This window comes from Wolbachia endosymbiont (group A) of Pipizella viduata, from assembly GCF_964028555.1.
GTDB lineage: Bacteria > Pseudomonadota > Alphaproteobacteria > Rickettsiales > Anaplasmataceae > Wolbachia.
The window spans coordinates 430,777-454,782 of record NZ_OZ034787.1 but is presented as its reverse complement, the minus strand read 5'-3'; the positions used below and the strand labels follow the sequence as shown (position 1 = coordinate 454,782).

Below are 24,006 nucleotides of genomic sequence, written 5' to 3'. Positions count from 1 at the left end.
GCAAGGAGCACCGGTTAATGATATATTAGGTTATGTTAAATCGAAAGATTATGACTAACATCCAAAAGGCAATACTATCAAGCATAATCTGCAATATGATTATATGGTATGAAGTAACTCTGTTTGGAGTTTTGACGCATATAATAAGTAACGTTTTTTTTCCTTCAGAAAGCGATTATTTAAGCACAATCAAATTTCTTGGTAGTTTTGCAATTGGATTTGGATTTAGACCACTTGGTGCATTTATTTTTGGTTACATTGGAGATAAATACGGCAGAAGGAAAATTTTGCTGACTTCCGTAATATTAGCTTCGATATCATCTACTGCAATTGCGATTATACCAAGCTTTAAAGAAATAGGAATATTTTCTCCTATACTGCTTCTGCTTTGTAGAATAACACAAGGAATGGCAGCAGGTGGAGAAACAAGTATCAATTCAGCTTTTTTAATAGAGCATTCAAGCGATAAAAAAAATCTAGGCTTTTTAGGTAGCATGAAAGCTTTTAGTGGTGCTCTTGGTTCTATTACATGCTTTGTAATGATAGCTGTTTGCAAAAAGTTTACAGGTGAAAATTATGAAATTTGGGGCTGGAGGTTGCCCTTCTATTTCTGCTTCATTATGGGCATAATAGGCTTTTTAACAAGATATATAATAGAAGAGAGCTTAGCATATAAAACACACGATAAAAATAAAAGCTTATCTCATTCTCCATTTTTAGAATTAATCAGGGACTATAAAAAAGTATTTGTGATAGCAATTGGACTTGGTATAGCCCAAAATGCAATCGTTTATTCAGCAATCATGTTTTACAACATATCTGTAAAAGAACTTATTCTCTCAGGCATCAATATTAAAAATGTAGTAAGGATTATAGTTGAAATTACATTTGGAACGTCCGCAGTGCTATTTGCAATACTGTCTGATAAAGTTGGAAGAAAAAATGTAATGATTCCTACATTAGTAGCTCTAGCTTGCGCCGGTTTGCCGGTACTTTCGCTATTATCGTATGATAATCACTATATTGTAACGCTCACTTTTCTGTTGATAAGTGTGCCGATAGGTGCATCTTTTGGGATATATAATTCTCTTGCCTGTGAGTTATTTCCAACGAAAGTTAGGTGCACCGGCTTTAGCCTCGCACATAACATATCTGCAGGAATTTTTGGTGGCCTTTCTCCATACATATGCATGTGGCTTATAGAAAAAACCGAAACAAAACTTGCAGCAGGTATTTATCTTACTGCCTGCGCATTAATTAGCCTAATATCTGTGCTTCAAATCAAAGCCAAAGACAGAAAAGTTGATTGGTGAAATCGTTTCAGTCGAAAAATAGCACTTCAATAGACTTTTCAATGTGCTTAGGGATAGGAGCAGTAATAGTGATTTCTTTATTGCTTGGTAATTTTAAAGATAAAGAATGCGAATGAAGGTGAATTTTATTTGCTACCCCATTAATAAAAGCTTTTTTACCACCGTATTTACCATCACCAAGAATAGGGCAATTTATATGAGCTAAATGTGCACGTAACTGATGGGTCCTGCCGGTAATTGGTTGTAATTTTAAATAAGCGACATTATGTTCTAACCTTGCTATAATTGAAAAATGCGTAGTGGCATTCTGAGGTGAATTTTCATCAACGACCACTTTTTCTTGACCTGAAACATATTTTTTCACCAATGGATAGTCTATTGTTCCACTATCCTTGCTCGGTATGCCAGAAGTCAATGCCAAGTAAGTTTTTTTTACCCTTCGTCCTTTAAATTCCTCCATAAGGTATCTGGCAACACTAGCACTGCGTGCGAATATTATCACTCCACTCGTATCTCTATCCAGCCTATGGACAATTTTAAATGTTTCTTCCTCTCTTATTTGGTCAAGCAAATCACTAATGCTAATCTTTACTTTTACGCCACCTTGAACGATGACCCCTGCGGGTTTGTTTATAGCTAGTATATATTCGTCTTCATATAATATGTTCTCTCTTAGTAGATTCACTAACTTTTCATTATATTTGCGATCAGAATTAGCGTTCTCAATATAATTCAAGTGCTTCAGCGTTATAGTTTGTCCAGAATTTACTCTATCACTAGACTTTGCTTTGCAATCATCAACTTTGATTAACCCTTTCCTCAAAGATTTTTCAATTACAGATTGCTTTAGATCAGGAAAGATTCTTCTGATGTACCTATCCAGCCTAACGTTATCGTCTTTTACTGATATGGTTTTTATATTCTCCATTACTTTATTTGGATGTATGCTAATATCAACTGTTTGCATGACATAAAATAAAGTATATCACAAGATATAAACCCTTCGGCTACATGTGCTATTTATTTAGTAGATTAAATATGAAGTTTAAAACTCTGCTGTCAACTTCCTGCAAAACTAGTGAAAACCAAACTTGCTTAAAACCACTTAATTAGTTATAGTCGTAAGTTTGAGGTACAGTAAAATGACAGCTTTTGTCCCTTTGATTATTTTTTTAATCTTGTACCTTGGAAGTGGTGCTTATTTTTCTTTTATCGGAACTGATAATCCGCTTCATCAGGTTTCACCAGTAATCTGCTTGTTACCAGCGCTATTTTTTGCTGTCTCACGTGGTACAAATAAAATTCAGCATAACATCGATACTGTTATCAAGGGCATGGGTGACAAAAATACCCTTACTATGTGTTTAATTTTTTTATTTTCTGGAGCATTTTCTGCGGTTACTCAATCAATTGGTAGCGCAGACACTGTTGCTAATTTAATTCTTAATTTCCTTCCAGCAAGATTAATGCTGCCTGGAGTATTTTTGGCTTCTGCTTTTATTTCAACTGCAATTGGTACATCTATGGGAGTTGTTGCGCTGATGGTACCTATAGCTGTTAATCTGGCAAAAAGTGGAGCTTTTGGCCTTGAAATAGGAACTGCAACTGTAGTAGGTGGTGCCGTGTTTGGTGACAACCTCTCAATGATATCTGATACCACCATTGCATCTGTTTCTTCACAGGGAGCTTCAGCAAAAGATAAACTTAAAATAAACTCTAAGGTTGCATTTACTGCAGGTATTATAACACTCACCTATCTGGCAGTGATTTCAAGTAGTACAAAAATTATTTCTATATCAAATTTAGATTATTATTCTATAATAAAAATTATTCCTTATATTTCTTTAATAATCATGGGGCTGCTTGAAGTCACCACTTTAGTAACAATAACTGTAAACATAATTATTGCTGGTGTGCTAGGAATAGCTTTTTTTGACTATGCCATCGTTCAATTTCTTCATGACGTGTACGACGGTTTCAAAAAAGTAAACGAAATAGTAATATTTGCTCTATTTATCGGTGGGTTGAGCCATATAATGTACAAACAAGGTCAAAAAGCGTTGCATAAACTCATCGATGAAAGCAATATCACAAAAACTAAAGCTGAATTTTTGATAGCAGGAATTGCGTCTATGTTTACTACCTTAGTTGCCAATAATACCATTGCTATTTTACTAAGTGGTGGCATTGCAAAAAGACTCGCACAGAAACACGATATTGTACCATACCGCAGTGCATACTTATTAGATGTTTTTGCTTGTGCTACAAAAGGCATCTTACCTTATGGTTCTCAACTATTGCTAGCAGGAAGTATAGCTTCTGTATCACCTGTTTCTTTATTAACACAGGTATATTACTGCTTTATTCTAGCGGCAGTTACAATAGGCGAAATAATCATCAACAGCAGAAAAGAGAAACATTGTGCGGCTGCAACTTAAAGTTTCTCTTTTTTTACCCATAAGGAACGGAATTACTTGACAAACTCCGCCAGCCCCCTTATCATGAAACTGAAGGTATTCAGTTATCTTCATCTGTGCAGATTAAACAGCAAGAAAACAACGTGGTTGGCGTCTTATTTTTAATTTTTTGCACTATGTGCACCTTATGTCTTCACAATATTTCTAGGTTTTTACCTACACAAGCTGAAACGCGCTTATAAGTCGTTTAAGACAGTATAGTATGCCAATTTGCAGGATTAGAGAGTGACAACTAGCTAACACGGGGTTTCTTTTGCCTTTTTTTCTACTTAGTAAATTTCTTAAACATTTGCAGCGTAGGTTAGTTGCAATTAAAAGCAGCTAAATTGCAGTGTTTAAGACTTAAAAAACGCCAAATACTGAAAATAGACAATGACTAGGGCTTCTTTTGCCTTTTTTTTCGTTTGGTAAATTTCTTAATGTTCATAGCTAAAGCAGTTTAAGAGACCAAAAATGGTCAGCGCTCTTTTTTTTGTCATCCAAGTAGCCTCCTATGATGTCATTCCAGTGCTCCTTTTTTTGTCATCCCAGTGCCCAGACACTGGGATCCAGCTAAGTTAGTGAGTGTAAAAGTAGCCAACCTTACGTTAAAACACAACGTTCTTGATGAGATTGCATAAAAACTGGATTCCTTACATCATAGAGGCACTGCCATTATAGAGTGAACCAGTGTCTGGGCACTGGGATGACACTCTCTTGGATGGAAACCAGTGTCAGCTACTTTCATGACACCTTGACAATCGTCATCCCGCTACGTGTTAGCGCCGCGGCGGTATGACGGTTAAGTAGGGTGTCATTCCAGTGCTTGACACAGTTGTCTAAGTGAGGAAAGTCACCAGTGGTTATATTATTGCTATATTTCTCACTTACCCAACAAACTTAGATTTTACACTAAACTGTGCTGCCACTAACTTTGCAACCGGTACTCTATAGGGTGAGCATGAAACATAATCCACCCCTGATTCGATGAGAAACTCTATAGATTTTGGATCTGCTCCATGCTCTCCACATACACCTAGTTTTATTTCTTTTCGGGTTTTTTTGCCTCTTTCAATGGCTATCTTGATTAACTCCCCTACCCCTTCGATGTCCAGCACTTCAAATGGATCATTGTCAAATATATTGCTTTCCTTATAAGAATCGAGGAAATTAACTGAATCATCTCTTGAAAGTCCCATGGTTGTTTGCGTTAAATCATTAGTGCCAAAACTAAAAAACTCTGCATGTTTTGCTAACTTATCAGCAATCAGTGCTGCTCTTGGTAGTTCTATCATCGTTCCAATTGAATAAGCCTTGTCTGATGTCATTCCAGCGCGTGACGCTGGAATCTGCGTCTGGATTCCAGCTGAGATGACAGAGGATTCTTTCTTTGCTAGCTCGCATATCAGAATAAATTCTTTCTCATTCATTATAAAAGGGATCATGATCTCAGGCTTGATTTCTACACTTTTTTCCTTTTTTAGCTCATTTGCAGCACTAAGTATTGCCCTAATCTGCATGCTATATATTTCAGGATGAGAAATGGCAAGTCTACAACCTCGATGGCCAAGCATTGGGTTCTTTTCTGACAACTGTGCTATTTTATTTTTTACTGATTCAACTGACTTACTAAGTGATTTGGCGATTTTTCCTATAGTAGACTGATTATTGGGTAAAAATTCATGTAAGGGTGGATCAAGCAACCGTATAGTGACTTCCCTACCCTCCATAATAGAAAATATTTCTTTGAAATCAGACTTTTGCATTTCTTCCAGTTTAATGAGCGCATTTGCCCTTTCATTTTCATCGTCAGCTATTATCAACTTTTGAATGAATTCGATTCTATCACTAGCGAAAAACATATGTTCTGTGCGACATAAACCTATACCTTCTGCACCGAATTCTTTTGCAATTTTTGTATCTTTTGGAGTATCAGCGTTCGCTCTCACTTTGACCGTTTTGATTTCATCTATCCAGTTGATTATCGTTTTGAATTCTTGCGATAATTCAGGTGAAATTGTAGGAAGAATGCCAAGCATAACCTCCCCTGTTCCTCCGTTGATGGTAATTGGTTCACCTTTATTTACTTTTGTATCCCCCACAGAAAAGAAAGTTCCATCTTTATCGATATAAAGTCCACTTACACTGCAAATGCATGGCTTACCCATTCCACGGGTTACAACAGCAGCATGCGAGGTCATCCCTCCCCGTGCTGTTACTATGCCACTTGCAGCATTCATTCCATTAATATCTTCAGGACTCGTTTCTGACCTTACTAAAATCACTTTTTTACCCTGCTCTGCAGCTTTTTCAGCATCACTTGCACTAAACACTACATATCCAGAAGCAACCCCTGGAGAAGCCGGCAGTCCCTTCCCTATTACTTTTTGGTCACTCTTAACGTCAAGAACTGGATGCAATAAATTGTCAAAAGTTTTTGGATCAATTCTCAATATTCCTTCTTCTTTTGTAATCGTTCCTTCGTTTACCATATCAACTATTATGCGAATAGCAGCTTCAGCCGTGCGCTTGCCAGACCTAGTCTGCAAAATCCATAACTTACCCTCCTGCACAGTAAATTCGATATCCTGCATGTCTTTATAATGCCTTTCAAGTTTTTCACATACCACACATAATTCTCGGTAGACACTTGGCAGCAACTTCTCCATGGTGTTTTCTTGCTCTCCGTCAATTGGCATAGGAGTATAAACACCAGAAACCACATCCTCACCCTGAGCATTAACCAAAAACTCACCAAAAAGCTTTTTTTCTCCAGTTGAAGGATTTCGTGTAAATATCACACCAGTTGCAGAATTATCATTTAAATTACCGAAAACCATTGCTTGCACGTTGACCGCTGTTCCAAGGTTTTCAGGAATGTTATGTATTCTTCTATAAGAAACAGCCCTATCATTTTTCCAAGAGGTAAATACTGCATTAACTGAGTTTAACAATTGCTCTTCAACGTTCTGCGAAAAATGTTTCTCAGTTTTTTCATATACTATCCTTTTGAAATTGTTAACAATTCTCTTTAAAACATCAACATCAAGATCAGCTAAGCTTTTTGCTCCACTCTTTTGCTGCTTATTATCAACAACATCTTGAAATAGGTGATGGTCAAGCTGTAGTACAACATTGGAGTACATCATGATGAAACGGCAGTAGCTATCATAGGCAAAACGTTCTCCACTTTTTTTTGCAAGCCCAATAACTGTTTCATCATTTAAACCAACATTTAAAATAGTATCAAGCATGCCCGGCATTGAACTAACACTACCAGAGCGTATTGAAACTAATAAGGGGTTATTTAAATCCCCGAATTTACAACCGATGTCATTTTCGAGCATCGCCATGTAGTTTTTAATCTCGTTACGTAGGTCGTTAGACAATTCATTATCCTGACAGTAGGCCTGACAAACAGAGGTGGAAATTGTGAAACCAGGTGGAACAGGAATGCCAACATTGCACATTTCTGCTAAATTTGCTCCCTTTCCTCCCAACAGATTTTTCATTTCTGCATTGCCTTCGCATTTACCCTGGCTAAAGTAATGTATTAACTTTTCCCCCATCATTTTCTCCGGATTTTCACTGATAAACACATTGTACATATAGTTCCAATAAACCTGTGAGGACTTGAAACCTTAGGATAATAAATTTTACAAAATTTGGCAACAACGTTCCTTCCGGCAACATCAGTAAAGTTAACAAAAAAGATGACAAATTATTATCAATAAGAATATATAATATAAAGATATATTTAAAAATTTTTTTATGGCTCTTTCTAAGTTTTTCAACCCTAAGAATAATGGTGTGCTGCAGTAACAAACAAAGTAATGTTTGTTTTATTGAAGATGAAGGAAGGCCCTTCGAAATCGGGTTTCAGGAGCAGCCACCCTAAGTGGCTCTATTTAAGAGATAGGATTAATTTTTCTATGAGCAGCTACAATTTAAAGACCTTGCTTCATCAATGTAATGGAACAAAACCTTTTTAGTAAGTTCAAAACCTTCTAAGGTATCTCCTTCGCATCTTGCTGTAATGCAGTTTTGTGTATTTGATGCTCTAAGGAGCCACCAACCTTTATTATCGTTATCATTTACCTTAACACCGTCAAGATCTGAAAATACAATATTTTGCTGCTCTAGTGTTTTCTTTATTGATTCAATTATTTGAAATTTTTTCTCATCTTTCACTACAATCTTTACTTCATGAGTGATATATAACTTCGGTAAATCCTCAATCACCTGAGATAGGCTTTGGTTTTTCTTAAGCAAAATGTCAACTGCTTTAACAGCAGAATATAGCCCATCATCAAAACCTAGCTCAGAAAAGAAGAAGTGCCCGCTTAACTCACCAGCAAACTTTGCCTCTTCCTCTACCATCTTCTTCTTAACTAGTGAATGTCCAGTAGCGCAGGTAATAACTTGCCCTCCTAACTTACTAACAAAATCATGCACCTTCATACTCATTTTTACGTTGGCAATAACTTTGCTTTCTGGATATTCCTCCAGCACTTCACGTGCAAAAATTATAAATAAATGGTCATTGGAAACAACGTTGCCTTTATTATCAATTAAGCGCACCCTATCGCTATCGCCATCTAGCGCAATGCCAAGATCACATCCATATTCCTTCACAATGTCAATTAATTGAGCGAGGTTTTTTTCCTCTATGGGATCTGGATCATGCAGTGGAAATGCCCCATCTATAGAGTTATTGGTTACGATATGCGTATGACCAGGCAAGATCTTTTCAATACACCTTATAATTCCACTTGCTGGACTATTTCCACAATCCCAGGCTATTTTTAATTTCTGTGTAGTATTATTCTTCACTGCACTTTTTAATATGCGAATGTACTCACTATATATATTTATGTTAATTAAGCTTCCAATTCTTGTACTGTCTTTAATTGGATTGCTTATAATTTCCTTTATCTCTTGATCTGAGAAGACTTTTTTATTACTAAAAAATTTAAAGCCATTATATTCGCTGGGGTTATGAGAGGCAGTTATTATGATACCAAGATCCGCCCGCGTGATTTGCGTTGCAGCGTAGAGCATAGGTGACGAGCATAGTCCAACACGTATAACATTTGCTCCAGATAAAGTTAAGCCCCTAATTAATTCTCTTTCTATACCTGGTGAATCTATTCTGCTGTCGTAGCCAACACAAACACTAGCTACGGTTTGGCCAAACTTTCTACCTATCTCGTACCCATCATTAATCTGCAAATCTTTGCCTACTATACCTCTAATATCGTATTTTCTTATAATGCTATTGTCCATACTGCACTGCTTAAGGAGTAACTACTATATAGCATAGTGGACAAGTGCTCAAGTTTATTTACTCAACGATTAGTTGATTTTTTAAAAAAATCTGTTAATATTATAGTATACTTTTTAAAGATGCAAAATTATGCCACAGGAAAACGAAAATGTATTTATAGCTGAGAATCAAAGTCTAAATGTAGATGAACAGAAGAAAAATGATATTCTAAGTGTCATTGAATCTTGCAACGATCTTCAGGATTTTATTAAAAGACTGGAGGAAGAAAATTTAATCTGGTACTTTATTGGTCCTTTACGCAAAGATGAGGACATTACAGGACAGATAAATTTAAAGTGGGAAAAGGAGTTCCAAAAATTTGAGCAATCAATAAACACAATGCATAAAGAACTTAAGTCGTCTCTGCCTGGTCAAAATTTCTTAGCGTATTCAACAAAAGATAACGACTTCAAAATTAGATTTGAAAATGAAGAAAAACCAATAGAAATTAGCAATATTTTAAGAGCCAGCAGAGAAGGTAAGGTTTATAACATATCTTTAGAGAAAGATAGTCAAATAACTGCGACCAAAAAAGGCAGCGAAAGGCACTATGATTTTACTGGTTCAAGCTCATGTGAAATGACCATTAACTGGCAGGCTAAAGATTCTGAAGGCAACAGCATAGACTGTAGCATGATCGTAAAATTGGATTCTAGTGGTATACAAAGTGTCATTGGTGAGCCAAAGTTTGGTGATTTAAAGTTCACACCAGAGGAAACAAAAGATAAAATATTAAAATTAGTTGAGCAGAATAAAGAAGTTTTTATCAATGGAAAAACTCTGCATCAAGCTTTTACTGACATGTCCAGGAGTGTAGACGATCAGCAAGTACCAGCAGAGGAAATATTTACAAAAGATCCACATATATCACCACAGTCACCTACACCAAGCAGCAGTGGGTATTCCTCTCCTAGCACACCTTCTTCACGTAAAAGTTCTTTCTCTAGTGTTAGTGAATTTAGTGATGAAGATGAAATATTTGAGGATGATATGTCTAGTGATGAAGAAGAGCATGAACAAGAAGGAGCAAAAGGTGAAGTAGACGAAATTGAGGAATTAGAGAAAGAAAAAGAAACATTTGCTAAATATTTTGCAGCGCAGGCAAAGCAGCTTGAGGATCTAAGATTAGAACGTGACTCCTTAAAATCCATACTTGCGGAACTCGAAGAGAGTTATAAAGAAAAGGAAGACATGTTACAAGAAGAGTTAAAGTCTGTCAAAGAGAGTCTAGAGCAACTGCAGAACATATTACAGCAGGAAAAAGGTCAGGCAACTCAAACTGAAGTTGAATATGAAAGTAGAGGAACAAGCATGCAGCAGCAAGACCAAGGTATACAAGCTGTAAACAACAACTCAAGCAGAATAGCTAGTGGGTTAAGACAAGAAAACAAAAAATTGACTAGAGACAAACTAACTATATCTGAACAATTAAAACAAAAAATAAGAGAGATTGACGAGTTAAAGAAAAATTTAAAGCAATTACAAGAAGAAAATAAACAACTAAAACAAGAAGTTACTAAAAATGCAGGAGTTGATACACCATCTTCAACAGGTCAAAAAGAAGCTAAAGAAGCAGAAGTTATACCGCAAAACATTATGGATTGGCCTGTTCCAATTCCAGACGATAAACCGGAAGAGCAGAAAACTCCATTAGAGCCAATCAAGGTAAATACAGAATTATCAGATCCAAAATCAATCCCCGCTGAGGATCAAGAAAAATCTCCTCCTCTTTCAAAAGGATGAGTTTTGCTTCTATTGTTAACTATAGCTAAGACGTCGTACCGCCATGGCGCTAACACGTAGCAGGATGATGAGGTTATCGTCATTCCGCCGCGAACCGTCACACTGCCGCAGTATCTCACATAGATCCCGCTAACAAGCAGCGGGATGACAGCAATCCTACGTCATACCGCGATTCATTCGCGGTATCTCATCCGCTAACACGTAGCAGGATGACGATTGTCAAGGTGTAATCCGAGTAGCTTGACTACTTGGATCCAGAAAACTTAACTTTAAATAAGTGGCTGCATAATAAAGACTAGATTCCAGCGTCACGCGCTGGAATGACACCATTTTCGGTCTCTTAAATTGCTTTAGCTACAAACATTAAGAAATTTACCAAGCAGAAAAAAAAGGCAAAAGAAGCCCCGTGGTGCGAGTTTTGACTCTATATTACTGTAAGTGGCGCTGTAATAATGTGCTAACGCTTAAAATAAGCGCGATTTGACTGAATGTAGAAAAAATAAAAAAGACATGCAGCCGCTATAATTTTATGTAATCCGCTAATAAATACCCTGAGTTTTTTACTGAATTTTGTCATTGAGCCTGCAGGTCAAAAACAATGAGTTATAAATACCCTTACTACTACAATAAGGGGCCTGGCGGAGTTTATCAAGTAAGTTTTTTCGTTTCTATGGGTTAGTTGGTACGCGCTTTGCGTTTTAACAGGTGTAAAAGCACAATTATTACGAACAACATTCCACCAATAACTGATATAGCTCCACCCGCAATAAAACAAGCACGTGCCAACATTGATGAAATACTTGGCAGATCTGCAACTTTTCTTAAGGCACCATATCCACCAAGCCATACAAGTCCAGTAATATGGAGAAAATGCCCCACACTGTACGCATAAATCTGTAATCTTACCATGGAACTTTTTACCTCTTTAAAGTTTAATTTAGGTAACAGCCAATAAATGAAATTCATAAAAGCTATAGTGATCCCAACTACAGAACCATGATAATGAGCGGGAATGGTGACATTTCCTTCAATAGTCAGCACTCCAAGCACATCTCCATAAATGAACAATAAAAATGAATGTAATAAATAGTTGCTTTTATCATTAGTAAAAGTCCTGATGTTGCAGCACACTAATATTATCAAAAAGCACGGCAAAACTGCTCCAGCAATTCTCATATGCCAAGTAAAAAACTGTATTAACTTGGCGCTATCAATTGGATAAACAAAATATATAAACGATGCACCCATAGCCAAAATTGTGTTTATAAATAGTGGTAAAATAGTAATTTTATTGCTTGAAGCTAAACTAGCATCGCTTAACATTATTAAATAGACTAAAAACATTCCTTGAGTAAAAGCAAACTGCAATAAATGTCCGCCTCCCCAAAAGAGATATTCGTAAAACAAATTCTTATCTGAGTGATATAGACCTGGAGGCATATTTTGATATGCTAAAACAAAGCAAAGAAATGACGAAACAAGTGTAATAACCAGCCCAACTTGCCCCACAGAGAGAAATGAAACCTCTTTTTTTGATGTGTATGCTAGCATTGCATTTACTAATATACTGGTGGTAAACAAACCAAGACCAAATAAGAATAATTTGTTTTGTAACACGGGAATATAGTTACTTTTGATAACTTCAGTGTTTGGAACGAATGCGGATATAAACATCAGCAGCATCGAAAGGGTTGATAGAACCCATGAAAAGTTAAACCAACTATTGGTATTTTGTAGGTTTATGATAAAGAGCAGAGATATTATAGAGCACATCCACACCAAAATTGACAAATTCACGTGTATCACCAGCGCATTATCAAAGATATATTGTGCAGAAGGAACGAGAGAGGAGATAAAAGGCAATCGTAAAAAAATAACAATTATTGACAACAATCCAGAGCAAGCAAGGGCACATACTGCTAAGAATATCCACTGTTTGCAAAGTGTAGCGTTATTTTGTATGTTGAGCACGGTCATTTTCTCTTTTTATTTTTGATTGATAAAGTATTATAATATAAAGCGCTATAAATTTTTCAAATTAATTGGCATTGATGAATAATATCACAGCAAAGCAGGTCATATCCTTATGGAATGCACAAGTTAGTGGATTTTTGCCGGACAAAAGAGAAATGGAGATTGTATAATATCTTCTTAATCTAATGCTTCAATGTTTCCGACATAGGAAAAGTATCATCTTTATTTTCTATAGAGGAAGACACACTATTTTGATTATCATCACCATCAATTGGAGTAGTAGGGTGCATTAAAGCAACTTTCATAACTTCATCAATATTCTTAGCAAAAACTACGTTGATCCCCTCTTTGATGCTTGCAGGAATCTCTTGCATATCTTTCTCATTTTCACTTGGTATAATCACAGTTTTGATTGATCCTCTGAGCGCTGCAAGTAACTTTTCTCTCAAGCCCCCAATAGCTAAAACTCTACCACGCAATGTCACTTCGCCTGTCATAGCAACATTTTTGTTAACTGGTATATTTGTCATAAGAGAAACAATAGACGTACATACCGCGCCGCCAGCAGAAGGGCCATCTTTTGGTACAGCACCCTCAGGTACATGCAAATGTATATCATTATTTTGGAATTTTTCGGGCTTTATACCAAAAAACAAACAATTTGATCGAATATAACTATACGCAGCTTTTATAGATTCTTGCATAACCTCTCCAAGCTTTCCTGTGTATTTTATTTCTCCCTTGCCCGGAATTAGGACTGATTCTATCATCAAAATATCACCACCTGTTTCAGTATAGGCAAGCCCAGTTACTACTCCCACTAAACTCTCATTTTCTGCAATACCAAAGGTATATTTACGTACCCCTAAATAATCTTGTAAATTGTCAACCCCTACGGATATTTTCTTATTTTTATCAGTCAATATTTCTTTAACTGCCTTTCTCATGAGCTTTGCAAGCTCCCTTTCCATACTCCGCACACCACTTTCACGTGTATATAAACGTATCAACTTGTATAACGCCTCATTAGTTATGTCCCATTCCTTCTGATACAAACCATGCTCCTTCTTTAACTTCGGAATAAGGTGGTGTGTAGTAATACTGATTTTTTCATCTTCAGTATACCCGGACAATTGTATAATTTCCATCCTATCACGCAAAGGATGTGGCAAATTTAAGCTGTTTGCCGTAGCTACAAACATTACACTTGAAAGATCAAACTCAACTTCCAAGTAATGATCCGTAAAGTGTTTATTGTGCTCAGTATCTAAAACCTCAAGTAATGCAGATGCAGGATCGCCACGCGAATCAGAACCCATCTTATCTATTTCATCAAGCAGAAAAAGCGGGTTGCATGAATTAGCTTTTTTCATATGTTGAATAATTTTACCAGGCATTGAGCCAATATAAGTTTTCCTATGCCCTCGTATCTCGGACTCATCACGCACACCACCAAGAGCTATGCGAACAAAATCTCTTCCTACTGCTCCTGCCATAGACTTAGCTAAAGAAGTTTTACCAACACCTGGCGGTCCAACCAAGCAAAGTATAGGACCTTTTATCTCTTTTACTCTTTTTAATACTGCTAAAAATTCTATTATCCTATCTTTTACTTTCTCTAGGCCATAATGATTTTCATCTAAGATTTTCTTAGCTGCATTTAAGTTAATTTTTGCATCTTTGTACTTTCCCCACGGCAAATCAAGTAACCAATGCAAGTAACTAGATATAACTGTAGCTTCAGGAGAAATGGGATTCATTTTCTTGTATCTCTTCAAATCAGTTATAGCTTTCTCTCTTGCTTCCTGAGAAAGCTTTGTTTCATTTATCTTTTTTTCAAATTCATTGAGTATATTCCCTTCATCACCATTCTCAAATTCGTCTAATTCTTTCTGTATAGCTTTCAATTGCTCGTTAAGGTAGTAAACTTTCTGAGTGCTTTCAACTTGCGATTTAATTGTCTTATATAAACGGTTTTGTGCGTTCAAAATACTTATTTCTCCCTCAATAAAAGCAAAAGCTTTTTTTAAACGCTCTTTTGGGTCATAAGCCTCAAGTATGCTTTGTTTATCCGATACTTTTATATTTAAATGTGAAGCTACCGTGTCTACAAGTTGATCAACTTCTTTGATTTGATCAATGGGGTTAATGGCAACTTCAGGCTGATTTTTCTTGTTTAGCTTACACCAGCTATCGAACGCGTCTATAACAGATCGCCTTAAAGCTTCTAAATCAATATTGTCTTCATCTTCTTTATAATGATTGTCTAACTCTACCCTGGCTTGTAATAAAGTATGAGAGCTAATATATTCTACAACTCTTCCCCTTCTTATCCCCCGGATTATAACTTTTACTGCATTGTCAGGCAATTTTATTAATGGTTGTATAATGTTTGCTAACACACCTACTTCATAAAGATCTTCTGGCTCCGGATTATCAACAGAGCCATCTTTCTGTGCTACAAGAAAAATCTCATTTTGGTGACTACTACTACTTGTTGCATATTCTAGTGCATTAACAGATTTTTCTCTGCCTATGAATAAAGGCACCATTATATTTGGAAAAATTACTACATCTCTTAAAGGTAATACTGGCAATGCAGTAAAACTAGAGCTCACAGCACGTTCAATGTTCATAATATATGCCTCAAATTAATCATTAACCGTTATAACATTGCCATTATTATTATGATTAACCGTTGCTTTTCCTAATTCTACCATTTTCTTAGTGATTACTATAGTGCTACCTTCAAAATCTCCGTTTCCAGCTGTATACATAACGTCAAGCAAAAGTGACTCCAAGATAGCACGTAACATTCTTGCACCTGTTTTATAGCTTACAGCCTTTTTAGCAATAGCTGATATTGCTTCATCTGAAAACTCAAGGTTTACTTTGCTAAACGCAAGCAATGCTTTGTACTGTTTTATTAGTGCATTCCTTGGCTCTGTCAACACATGTATTAAATCTTCATGATCCAACTCATCTAAAACAGCAGTTATTGGAACCCGCCCTACAAATTCGGGTATTAAACCGAATTTGATTAAATCTTCAGGTTGAACATCATGTAAAGCATTCTTTTTCTTTTGCTCTTTAGACTGACTTATATCTGCTCCAAAGCCAACTGACGTTCCCTTTTTTCTCGCTTCAATAATCTTATCGAGGCCTTCAAAAGCTCCTCCACAAATAAATAGTATGTTACTAGTATCCACTTGTATAAACTCTTGTTGTGGGTGTTTTCGCCCTCCTTGTGGCGGAACATAAGCAACTGTACCCTCCATAATCTTAAGCAGAGCTTGCTGGACCCCTTCACCTGAAACGTCACGGGTTATTGAAGTGCTTTCAGATTTTCTTGTAATCTTGTCTATTTCATCTATAAACACTATACCACGCTGTGCTTTTGCAACGTCATAATTTGCAGCTTGTAATAAACGCGACAACACACTTTCTACATCATCACCCACATAACCTGCCTCAGTTAAAGTTGTCGCATCAGCCATGGCAAATGGCACATCTGAAACTTTAGCAAGTGTTTTGGCTAGCAAAGTCTTACCAGAACCAGTGGGACCAATAAGCATTATATTTGACTTCTCGATTTCAATATCACTTATAGCATGAAATTGTACCATGGATTGACAATGGTTATACATAGCTACAGATAAAACGTGTTGCGCGTGTTCTTGACCTACAACATGCTTGCTGAGAAAATTTTTTATATCCTCAGGTTTCTTTAGTAATAGCTTCATATCAGATATACGATCTGAATTAAAAGATCTATCTTTCTTTTGACTTATTGCTTTATGGGATAATTCTATGCACTCATTACAAATAAACACCTTTAAACCATCCGAGGAGTTAGTAATCAATTTATCTACTTCATCTTGCGCCTTGTTGCAAAAAGAACAGTAGTGTAAATCATTATTGTTATCCATTAACCCACCTTTTGTTTAACTTTAATATTTTCAATTTCAATATCTGTACGCTCAGCTATCACCCTGTCAATTAAGCCAATTTTCCTTGCTTCTTCAGGATCCATGAATTTATCTCTTTCCATCATTCCTTCAATTTTCTTCAGTGAATTTCCAGTATGTTTTTCATAAATTTGATTTAGTTTTTTCTTAACTCGCAAAATTTCATTAGCATGTATTTCTATATCAGTTGCTTGACCATGATAACCACCAGATGGCTGATGTATCATAATTCTTGAATGAGGTAGAGAGTAGCGCTTACCTTTTGTACCAGATGCAAGCAATAAGGAACCCATAGACGCAGCTTGACCTATACATAAAGTTGAAACGTCTGGGTTTATATACTGCACTGTATCGTAGATCGACAAACCAGCAGTTACAACACCACCTGGTGAGTTGATGTACATACAAATGTCTTTATCGGGATTTTCCGATTCTAAAAATAAAAGCTGTGCTACTATTACACTGGCCATGTTGTCCTCAATAGGACCTGTTACGAAAATTATTCTTTCTTTCACTAGTCTTGAATATATGTCATAAGCGCGCTCACCGCGACTAGTTTGTTCAACTACAATTGGTATAAGAGTCATACCTTTTCCTATTAAATATTACCAAACAATTCCTTTAATTCTTTCACAGAAATAATCTGCTCTTCTTTACTAACTTTTTCTATTATATAATCTGTCACTTTATACTCAAGCGCTTGCCCTCTAACTAATTCTTGAAATTGTTTATTTGATTCAAAATGCTTAAGTACTCTGTCAAACGGTACATCCTTACTGACATATTGATTTACAATAACATTCAAAACATCATTTTGAGTTAATGATATTTTATTTTCTGCACTAAATTTCATAAATAACATAGCAAGCTTTACACGTTTTTCAGCTTCTTTACAAGAATCATTTTGAGCACCCAGTTCTCCTTCCATTCTTTGTTGCTCCTGTTTTACTATGTCTGTGGGTAAATCAAAACTATAATTAGCATCCAAATAATCAAATAGCTCCTTTTTAATTAAGAGATTTCTCATTTCGGTGCACTGATCACCAATCATTTTTTTTGCATGACTTATTAGCAAAGAATAATCTTTAAAACCAATACTCCTAGCTATTTCATCATCATTTTCAAAATCTTTGGCAATTTGAATCTCATTAACTCGCACAGAAAAATCAGCTTCCTGTCCTGCAAGTGAAATGGCTTGGTAATTTTCAGGAAATTGCAACTTAAAGTCCTTTGTTTCTCCCTTTTTCATACCAGTTAATTGATCTTCAAAACCATTAATAAATGTGCCAGACCCTAAATTAACGGCAAAATTTTTGCTACTTCCACCCTGAAAGAGCTTATTCCTAATCCGCCCTTCAAAATCAATTATCAATTTATCCCCATCTTTCGCTTGATAAGAAGCATCATCAACAGAGGCGAAATTGGGGAACTTTGTTTTAATAGAATCAATAAATTCTTTTATATCTTCCTCTTCAATCTTTGCTTCAATTTTCTTTAAGTTTATTTTGTCAAGATCTATCATCGGTACTTCAGGCATCGACTCAAAAGATAGCTTGTATACAAAATTGCCCTCCTCATTTTCTTTGCCCAGATCTGGTAATGATATAACATCAACCTTAGGATAAATGTGAGACTTGACTTCAATTTTTTTCATCAAATCACTTGAGCAATAATCAATTGTATTATTTATCACATATTCCAAAGCTTCGTTTTTATAATTTGCAACAACAAGGTCATAGGGCATCTTTCCAGCCCTAAACCCAGGTGATTTTGCATTTTCTGCTATCTCTTGCAACCTGGAATTTACCTTTTGTTTTATATAATCACTACCAACTGTGATTTCATACTCATACTTTAGTTTATCTATACTAAGCTCTTTGTAGGTATATACGCTACTTACTTCGACTGTATTTTGAGGTATATTATTAGACATCATAATTCATTTATTAACATTTTAATTCATATCTTAATAGAGTCATTTTACCAGAATCTAAGTTAAACACAATCCTTAAGAACAGGTTTTTATACAAACAAAAGTGTATTCAGTGATTATAAATTTTCCCTTAAAACCTAAGTTACATGACTTTAAAGTGCGGATAGAGGGACTTGAACCCCCACGAGCAAGCTCACCAGGACCTAAACCTGGCACGTCTACCAATTCCGCCATATCCGCAAGAAATTTTCAGTACCCTATTATAGGTATTCCATTAAAAATATTCAAGGTTTAAAGTCTTACTTAATTTATAGTATTTACACAATCAAAAAAGCTTATTAACATTTCTTAATGAAAGCTCTAAATCCTGAAAATCAATAATGAGATTAATAACAAGCTTCTTACTTGCAATTTTTTTGATTACACAAAGTGGTTGCACAACCCTTATAATAGGTGGTGTAGTGGCTACAGCGACAGCAACAGCAATAACAATGCAGGACAAATCCTTGGGAAATATCATTGATGATACGACTATGGTCATCAGAATTAATAAGGGGCTCTTAAAACATGGGCTATTTTCATCCATAAAAGTTAAAGTAAGTGAAGGAAGAGTATTGCTCATTGGAAGTGTTGACACTCCTGAAAAACAACTTACAGCAGAAAAAATAGCTTGGCAGCAAAAAGAAATTAAAGAAGTGATAAATGAAATAAGAGTAATACCAATTCAAATGGCGTCCATGCTAGACACTACTGTAGATGGCATGATAACAGCGGAAATAAGAACAAGACTTCTGGGGAAAAGAAATATTAAATCAATTAATTATAGCGTTAATACGGTTGATAGAGTTGTTTATTTGATGGGTATAGCCCAAAATAAAGCGGAATTAAAAGCTGTAATATCAATTGCAAGAAAAGTAAAGGGAGTAAAACAAGTTGTAAGTTATGTACGATATAAGTACAGTAAATTACGCCATTAGGCAAAAATCGCCTTCAAATTATAACATTTGTACAGTTGTGACAATAGGTAGAGAACATAAATGAAAGTTGCCTTTCAGATGGATGAAAATATAAATTTTGAAACTGACACTACATTCGTGCTAATAAAGGAAGCACAAAGGAGGAAGCACGAAGTTTTTGTCTATGCTCCTAACAATTTAGCACTAAAGCTAAACCATCCAATTGCTCTTGCTCAGAAAGTCAGCGCTGATGATTTTAGTTTTATCTCTAAAGAGGATGTAGCAATCAACTTGAATGAAATGGACATCATATTTATCAGACAGGATCCACCCTTTGATATGCGCTACATTACAACAACCTATATCTTAGAAAAAACCAGCGCATTGGTAATTAACAATCCAACAGAAATAAGAAATTGTCCTGAAAAATTGATAACTTCATTATTTCCAGAGCTAATTCCGCCGACTTTGATCACTGAAAATATATCGATGATTAGAGATTTCTACCACAACTATCAAGATATTATTCTGAAGCCGTTGTATAGTTATGGAGGAAACGATGTAATAAGAATACGAGATGAAAACAGCATTCAAGTGGTAGTGGATCTCATGATAGCAAAATATGAATGTCCTGTAATTGCGCAATCATTTTGTAAAAACATAGATAAAGATAAAAGAATATTGCTACTTTATGGTCAACCAATTGGAGTAATGAAACGAGTTCCAAAAATCAGTGGAGAGATCAGAACAAACATGCGACTTGGAGCAAGTTTTGAGCCCGCTCAAATGAACGATAGAGACAATGAAATATGTAACAAAATTGGTCCTGAATTAAAGAAAAGGGGGCTAATATTTGTTGGTATTGATATTATAGATGACTTCCTGCTCGAAATTAACACAACTTCACCCACGGGAGTGGTTTATATCAATAAATTATATAATATATCGCTAGAAAAAGACCTTTGGGATGTGTTTGAAGAAAAAGCAAGCAGCCATCAACTAAACCTGTGAACAATTACCTTAACAAACTCAGTAGTCCCATTCTTTATCCCTGTTTTTTTTGTATTATTGGTCATATCACGCAATTTTTGAGAATTATTTAATAGATCAAATAGTACCTCTGTTAGATTTTTTTTTGCTTCACTATTCTGCTCAACTATTATAGCTGCTCCCGAATCTTCAATATATTTTGCGTTATAAAATTGGTGATTATCTTTTGAGTCAGGGTAAGGAATGTATATAGCAGCGCGCCTAGCAAGAGTGATCTCTGCTATTGAAGTTGCTCCTGCTCTGCTAATTACCAAGTGAGCATTGGCCAATCTATTTTCCATATCATCAAAAAATTCACTCAATTCACAATCGATCTTTTCACTTTTGTATAGACTCTTGACCTTGTTTACATTTTTCTTCGTACATTGCTGCGTCACTCTAATTTTCTTTTTCATTTTAATAGGCAAATTACAAATTACGCTGCTTACTACATCATCAAAAAAATTTGCACCTTGGCTACCTGCTATGACTAATATGTTTAGGGCTTTCTCAGTGCTAGAATGGCTCTGTGCTTTTATATCAATAAAATTTCCTGTAAAAATACATTTATTACCTTCTGTATATTTAGTCTCCGGAAAGCTGGTTGCAATTAATTTTGCACTCTTAAAAAAGAATCTATTTACTCTTCCTAAAACTGTATTTTGTTCATGTAAAATTATAGGTATAGAAAGAACCCTTGCTGCAAGAAGAGTTGGAAAAGAAGCATAGCTACCAAAACCAATTACTAATCTTGGCTTCAATTTTCTGATTTTATATATTGCTAGCACACAACTATACATTAATAAAAGGAAAAACTTAAATTTGTTGCCGCTTGGTCTAAGTAATGGTAAAATATAGCTTTCTATGTCGATATTTTTATTTGTTTTTTTATCAGTGAATAATATGCAATTGTATCCTTGTGTCTTTAGTGCTTTTGCTAAGGCTATGGCCGGAAAGATATGCCCACCTGTGCCACCTGTTGCTAAAATAATATCCATCTGTAAATAATGAATCCTAGATTGTTAACTGTTATTTAATAATTTGCACGTAGAATTTTATTAAGCTTTATGATAGTTGAGTTAAAAATGCCTAAAAGTAATAGTAAAAAAGAACCTAATGAGAAAAATAAACCTCAAGAACAAAGAGAAGGCAGAAGCGGAGGTTTTTTAGAACTGCTAAAAAATATAATAAAAATTCTTTTCAATTCGGTTGTTGACCTACCTGAGCACGAGCAGCATAATAAAATGAAAAGCACTAATCTACAACAAGGTTTGGATACTAAAGGAAAAGGCCCAGAAGATCTTCATCCAAAGGCAAAGCTTAAAGTTAAAGAAGCAGCTAAGGGATTGAAAGAAGAGTTACAGAATTCTGATGCTGGTGGTAATCAATCTATTGAAACTAAAGTGCCTAATCAAACTACTACCCAAGACATTGACAACTCTAAAACGATGGAACGTTAGTTCAACTATTTAACGACTCATCATCTGCAGCAAGCACTGATTCGTGTATCATCTCTGAAATGGTTGGATGAGGAAAAATCGTAGATTTTATGTCGAAGTCTGTTCCTTCTAGTTGCTTTGCAAGAGCAAAATTGCTAATTAACTCCGTTACTTCTGCACCTATCATGTGGCTACCCAGAAGTTCGCCTGTCTTTTTGTCTATAATTGTTTTCACTAACCCTTCAGTTTCACTGAGTGCAATAGACTTACCATTAAAGTTAGAGTGAAATTTTCCTATTTTTACATCATACCCACCTCTTATTGCCTGTTCCTCAGTAAGGCCGATGCTCGCTATTTGTGGATGAGAATAAGTGCAATTTGGTATGCATTCTTTTTTTAACGCATGAGCACTTTTACCAGCAATCTTTTCAACGCAGATCACAGCTTCATGGCTCGCTTTATGTGCTAAACATGGTGGGCCAGCTACATCACCTATTGCATACACATTTGATTCACTAGTTTCATACCATTCATTCATTTCAATAAAACCAGAAGGGCTTAATTTAATTTTTGTATTTTCTAAACCTATATTTTCAATATTTGCTTGAATTCCAACCGCAACAATCACCCTATCAAATTCTTTGCTCTCGCCACTACTTAGTAGCACTTGAGCAGAGTCTTTACTTTTAGTAAGAGCTTTTACGCTACTGTTTGTATATATTTTTATCCCCTGTTTTGTGAATATTTCTTCTGCTAGGCCCGAAATGTCTTTATCTTCCAGCGGCAAAATAGTGCTCTTTATCTCTATGATTGTTACATCAACCCCCAAAGTACTATAAAAACTTGCAAATTCTATTCCAATTGCACCAGACCCTATGATTAGTAGTGATTTTGGTAATCTCTCTGGAGTCATAGCGTGCTGCGCATTCCATATTAAATCTCCATCTGCCTCTATTTCAGGCAGATTCCGTGCCCTCACTCCTGTTGCTAAAATGATATGTTTGGAAACAATTTCTTGTTCTTCCTTATCGCCAGCAACTTTTATAGTACTATTGCCTGCAAGTTTACCAAAGCCTTGATGAACTTTGATGTTATTTTTTTTCATCAAATATGCAACACCGCTTGACAATTTATCAACAACGTTTCTTGAGTATTTCACTATTGATTGTATATCAAAACTCGCTCCCTTTACTTCTATACCAAACTCTTTTGATCTTTTTATTAGCCTATAAACCTCAGATGCTCTAAGTAGTGATTTTGTTGGTATACATCCCCAATTTAAGCATATACCGCCTAAATTTTTTTCTTTTTCTACAATTGCAGTTTTAAACCCAAGCTGTGCCGCCCTAATTGCTGCTATATAACCACCAGGACCGCTACCTATAACCGTAATATCATACTCATTCATCAGTTTTCTTCGTATTCAAAAAGATTATATATAACAGATGGAACCCGTATGATCAATATTCAGGTAGCTGACAACATAGAAACGAAAAAACTTGCTTGACAAACTCCGCCAGCCCCCTTATCATGACAATAAGCGTATTTATGACTCAAAACTTGTTTTTGACCTGCAGGCTCAATGACAAAATTCAGTAAAAAACTCAGGTATTTATTGGCGGATTACATAAAATTATAGCGGCTGCATGTCTTTTTTATTTTTTCTACATTCAGCCAAATCGCGCTTATTTTAAGCGTTAGCACATTATTACAGCGCCACTTACAGTAATATAGAGTCAAAACTCGCACCATGGGGCTTCTTTTGCCTTTTTTTTATTTGGTAAATTTCTTAAGTATTTATGGCTAAAGTAACTTAAGAGACCGAAAATGGTCAGCGCTCCTTTTTTTGTCATCCCAGTGCCCCTATGA

16 protein-coding genes and 1 tRNA gene are annotated in these 24,006 nt (G+C 35.7%); 6 read left to right on the top strand and 11 right to left on the bottom strand.

All coding sequences use genetic code 11. The annotated features are described in order from the left end of the window. Positions 1-50: 50 nt before the first annotated feature. A complete protein-coding gene (locus tag ABWU50_RS02065; RefSeq protein WP_353276124.1) occupies positions 51-1,313 on the top strand; it encodes an MFS transporter in 1,263 nt (420 codons plus the stop codon). Between the two features lie 7 nt (positions 1,314-1,320). Here ABWU50_RS02065 and ABWU50_RS02060 read toward each other — a convergent pair whose 3' ends face one another. After that, a complete protein-coding gene (locus ABWU50_RS02060; RefSeq protein WP_353276123.1) occupies positions 1,321-2,280 on the bottom strand; it encodes an RluA family pseudouridine synthase in 960 nt (319 codons plus the stop codon). Positions 2,281-2,455: 175 nt separating this feature from the next. Between ABWU50_RS02060 and ABWU50_RS02055 the strand changes: the two genes are divergently transcribed. Next, entirely contained in the window at positions 2,456-3,751 is a 1,296-nt protein-coding gene (locus tag ABWU50_RS02055) for a Na+/H+ antiporter NhaC family protein (RefSeq protein WP_353276122.1), read from the top strand. 905 nt (positions 3,752-4,656) lie between these two features. On the opposite strand, the gene ppdK is transcribed toward ABWU50_RS02055, so the two are convergent. Further along, positions 4,657-7,338 carry a pyruvate, phosphate dikinase gene (ppdK, locus tag ABWU50_RS02050; protein ID WP_353276318.1) on the bottom strand — a complete coding sequence of 894 codons (2,682 nt, stop codon included), beginning with the start codon at positions 7,336-7,338 and terminating at the stop codon, positions 4,657-4,659. Positions 7,339-7,699: 361 nt separating this feature from the next. Then, positions 7,700-9,055 (bottom strand): phosphomannomutase/phosphoglucomutase, encoded by a 1,356-nt coding sequence (locus ABWU50_RS02045; protein ID WP_353276121.1) that lies wholly within the window; start codon positions 9,053-9,055, stop codon positions 7,700-7,702. 130 nt (positions 9,056-9,185) lie between these two features. On the opposite strand from ABWU50_RS02045, the gene ABWU50_RS02040 reads away from it, so the two are divergent. Further along, on the top strand, positions 9,186-10,838 hold the full coding sequence (locus ABWU50_RS02040; protein ID WP_353276120.1) for a hypothetical protein: 1,653 nt from the start codon (positions 9,186-9,188) through the stop codon (positions 10,836-10,838). Positions 10,839-11,513: 675 nt separating this feature from the next. Here the strand turns inward: ABWU50_RS02040 and ABWU50_RS02035 are convergent. From ABWU50_RS02035 to ABWU50_RS02010, 6 genes are all read right to left on the bottom strand, one after another. Beyond that, positions 11,514-12,809, bottom strand: a complete 1,296-nt coding sequence (locus ABWU50_RS02035; protein ID WP_353276119.1) for a cbb3-type cytochrome c oxidase subunit I — start codon at positions 12,807-12,809, stop codon at positions 11,514-11,516. Between the two features lie 185 nt (positions 12,810-12,994). Further along, positions 12,995-15,448: an endopeptidase La gene (gene lon, locus ABWU50_RS02030; protein ID WP_353276118.1), complete on the bottom strand. Its 2,454-nt coding sequence runs from the start codon at positions 15,446-15,448 to the stop codon at positions 12,995-12,997. Positions 15,449-15,463: 15 nt separating this feature from the next. Then, a complete protein-coding gene (gene clpX / locus ABWU50_RS02025) occupies positions 15,464-16,741 on the bottom strand; it encodes an ATP-dependent Clp protease ATP-binding subunit ClpX (protein WP_353276117.1) in 1,278 nt (425 codons plus the stop codon). Beyond that, a complete protein-coding gene (gene clpP, locus ABWU50_RS02020; protein WP_353276116.1) occupies positions 16,741-17,367 on the bottom strand; it encodes an ATP-dependent Clp endopeptidase proteolytic subunit ClpP in 627 nt (208 codons plus the stop codon). Before clpP ends, clpX begins: the two co-directional genes overlap by 1 nt. A gap of 11 nt (positions 17,368-17,378) precedes the next feature. Continuing rightward, positions 17,379-18,713, bottom strand: coding sequence for a trigger factor (gene tig, locus ABWU50_RS02015; RefSeq protein ID WP_264688507.1), 1,335 nt, complete (start codon positions 18,711-18,713; stop codon positions 17,379-17,381). 158 nt (positions 18,714-18,871) lie between these two features. Further along, a tRNA-Leu gene (locus tag ABWU50_RS02010) sits at positions 18,872-18,953 on the bottom strand. Between the two features lie 140 nt (positions 18,954-19,093). On the opposite strand from ABWU50_RS02010, the gene ABWU50_RS02005 reads away from it, so the two are divergent. Together ABWU50_RS02005 and gshB are read left to right on the top strand one after the other, a co-directional pair. Next, a complete protein-coding gene (locus ABWU50_RS02005) occupies positions 19,094-19,690 on the top strand; it encodes a BON domain-containing protein (RefSeq protein ID WP_064124795.1) in 597 nt (198 codons plus the stop codon). A 60-nt stretch (positions 19,691-19,750) separates the two neighbouring features. Continuing rightward, on the top strand, positions 19,751-20,680 hold the full coding sequence (gene gshB / locus ABWU50_RS02000) for a glutathione synthase (RefSeq protein ID WP_353276115.1): 930 nt from the start codon (positions 19,751-19,753) through the stop codon (positions 20,678-20,680). On the opposite strand, the gene murG is transcribed toward gshB, so the two are convergent. After that, complete coding sequence (gene murG / locus ABWU50_RS01995) at positions 20,665-21,696, bottom strand: undecaprenyldiphospho-muramoylpentapeptide beta-N-acetylglucosaminyltransferase (RefSeq protein WP_353276114.1); 1,032 nt, start codon at positions 21,694-21,696, stop codon at positions 20,665-20,667. The two genes, gshB and murG, sit on opposite strands and share 16 nt — an antisense overlap. A gap of 69 nt (positions 21,697-21,765) precedes the next feature. Here murG and ABWU50_RS01990 point away from each other — a divergent pair, with 69 nt between their 5' ends. Beyond that, positions 21,766-22,158: a hypothetical protein gene (locus ABWU50_RS01990; RefSeq protein WP_264688321.1), complete on the top strand. Its 393-nt coding sequence runs from the start codon at positions 21,766-21,768 to the stop codon at positions 22,156-22,158. Position 22,159: 1 nt separating this feature from the next. Here the strand turns inward: ABWU50_RS01990 and lpdA are convergent, their stop codons facing one another. Continuing rightward, on the bottom strand, positions 22,160-23,545 hold the full coding sequence (gene lpdA, locus ABWU50_RS01985; RefSeq protein ID WP_341822764.1) for a dihydrolipoyl dehydrogenase: 1,386 nt from the start codon (positions 23,543-23,545) through the stop codon (positions 22,160-22,162). Between the last annotated feature and the right edge of the window lie 461 nt (positions 23,546-24,006).

Excerpts from the sequence above, each read along its gene's own strand:
- ABWU50_RS02065 (WP_353276124.1), top strand. The coding sequence starts at position 51 with ATGACTAACATCCAAAAGGCAATACTATCAAGCATAATCTGCAATATG.
- ABWU50_RS02060 (WP_353276123.1), bottom strand. The coding sequence starts at position 2,280 with ATGCAAACAGTTGATATTAGCATACATCCAAATAAAGTAATGGAGAAT.
- ABWU50_RS02055 (WP_353276122.1), top strand. The coding sequence starts at position 2,456 with ATGACAGCTTTTGTCCCTTTGATTATTTTTTTAATCTTGTACCTTGGA.
- ppdK (WP_353276318.1), bottom strand. The coding sequence starts at position 7,338 with ATGGGGGAAAAGTTAATACATTACTTTAGCCAGGGTAAATGCGAAGGC.
- ABWU50_RS02045 (WP_353276121.1), bottom strand. The coding sequence starts at position 9,055 with ATGGACAATAGCATTATAAGAAAATACGATATTAGAGGTATAGTAGGC.
- ABWU50_RS02040 (WP_353276120.1), top strand. The coding sequence starts at position 9,186 with ATGCCACAGGAAAACGAAAATGTATTTATAGCTGAGAATCAAAGTCTA.
- lon (WP_353276118.1), bottom strand. The coding sequence starts at position 15,448 with ATGAACATTGAACGTGCTGTGAGCTCTAGTTTTACTGCATTGCCAGTA.
- clpX (WP_353276117.1), bottom strand. The coding sequence starts at position 16,741 with ATGGATAACAATAATGATTTACACTACTGTTCTTTTTGCAACAAGGCG.
- clpP (WP_353276116.1), bottom strand. The coding sequence starts at position 17,367 with ATGACTCTTATACCAATTGTAGTTGAACAAACTAGTCGCGGTGAGCGC.
- tig (WP_264688507.1), bottom strand. The coding sequence starts at position 18,713 with ATGTCTAATAATATACCTCAAAATACAGTCGAAGTAAGTAGCGTATAT.
- ABWU50_RS02005 (WP_064124795.1), top strand. The coding sequence starts at position 19,094 with ATGAGATTAATAACAAGCTTCTTACTTGCAATTTTTTTGATTACACAA.
- gshB (WP_353276115.1), top strand. The coding sequence starts at position 19,751 with ATGAAAGTTGCCTTTCAGATGGATGAAAATATAAATTTTGAAACTGAC.
- murG (WP_353276114.1), bottom strand. The coding sequence starts at position 21,696 with ATGGATATTATTTTAGCAACAGGTGGCACAGGTGGGCATATCTTTCCG.
- ABWU50_RS01990 (WP_264688321.1), top strand. The coding sequence starts at position 21,766 with ATGATAGTTGAGTTAAAAATGCCTAAAAGTAATAGTAAAAAAGAACCT.
- lpdA (WP_341822764.1), bottom strand. The coding sequence starts at position 23,545 with ATGAATGAGTATGATATTACGGTTATAGGTAGCGGTCCTGGTGGTTAT.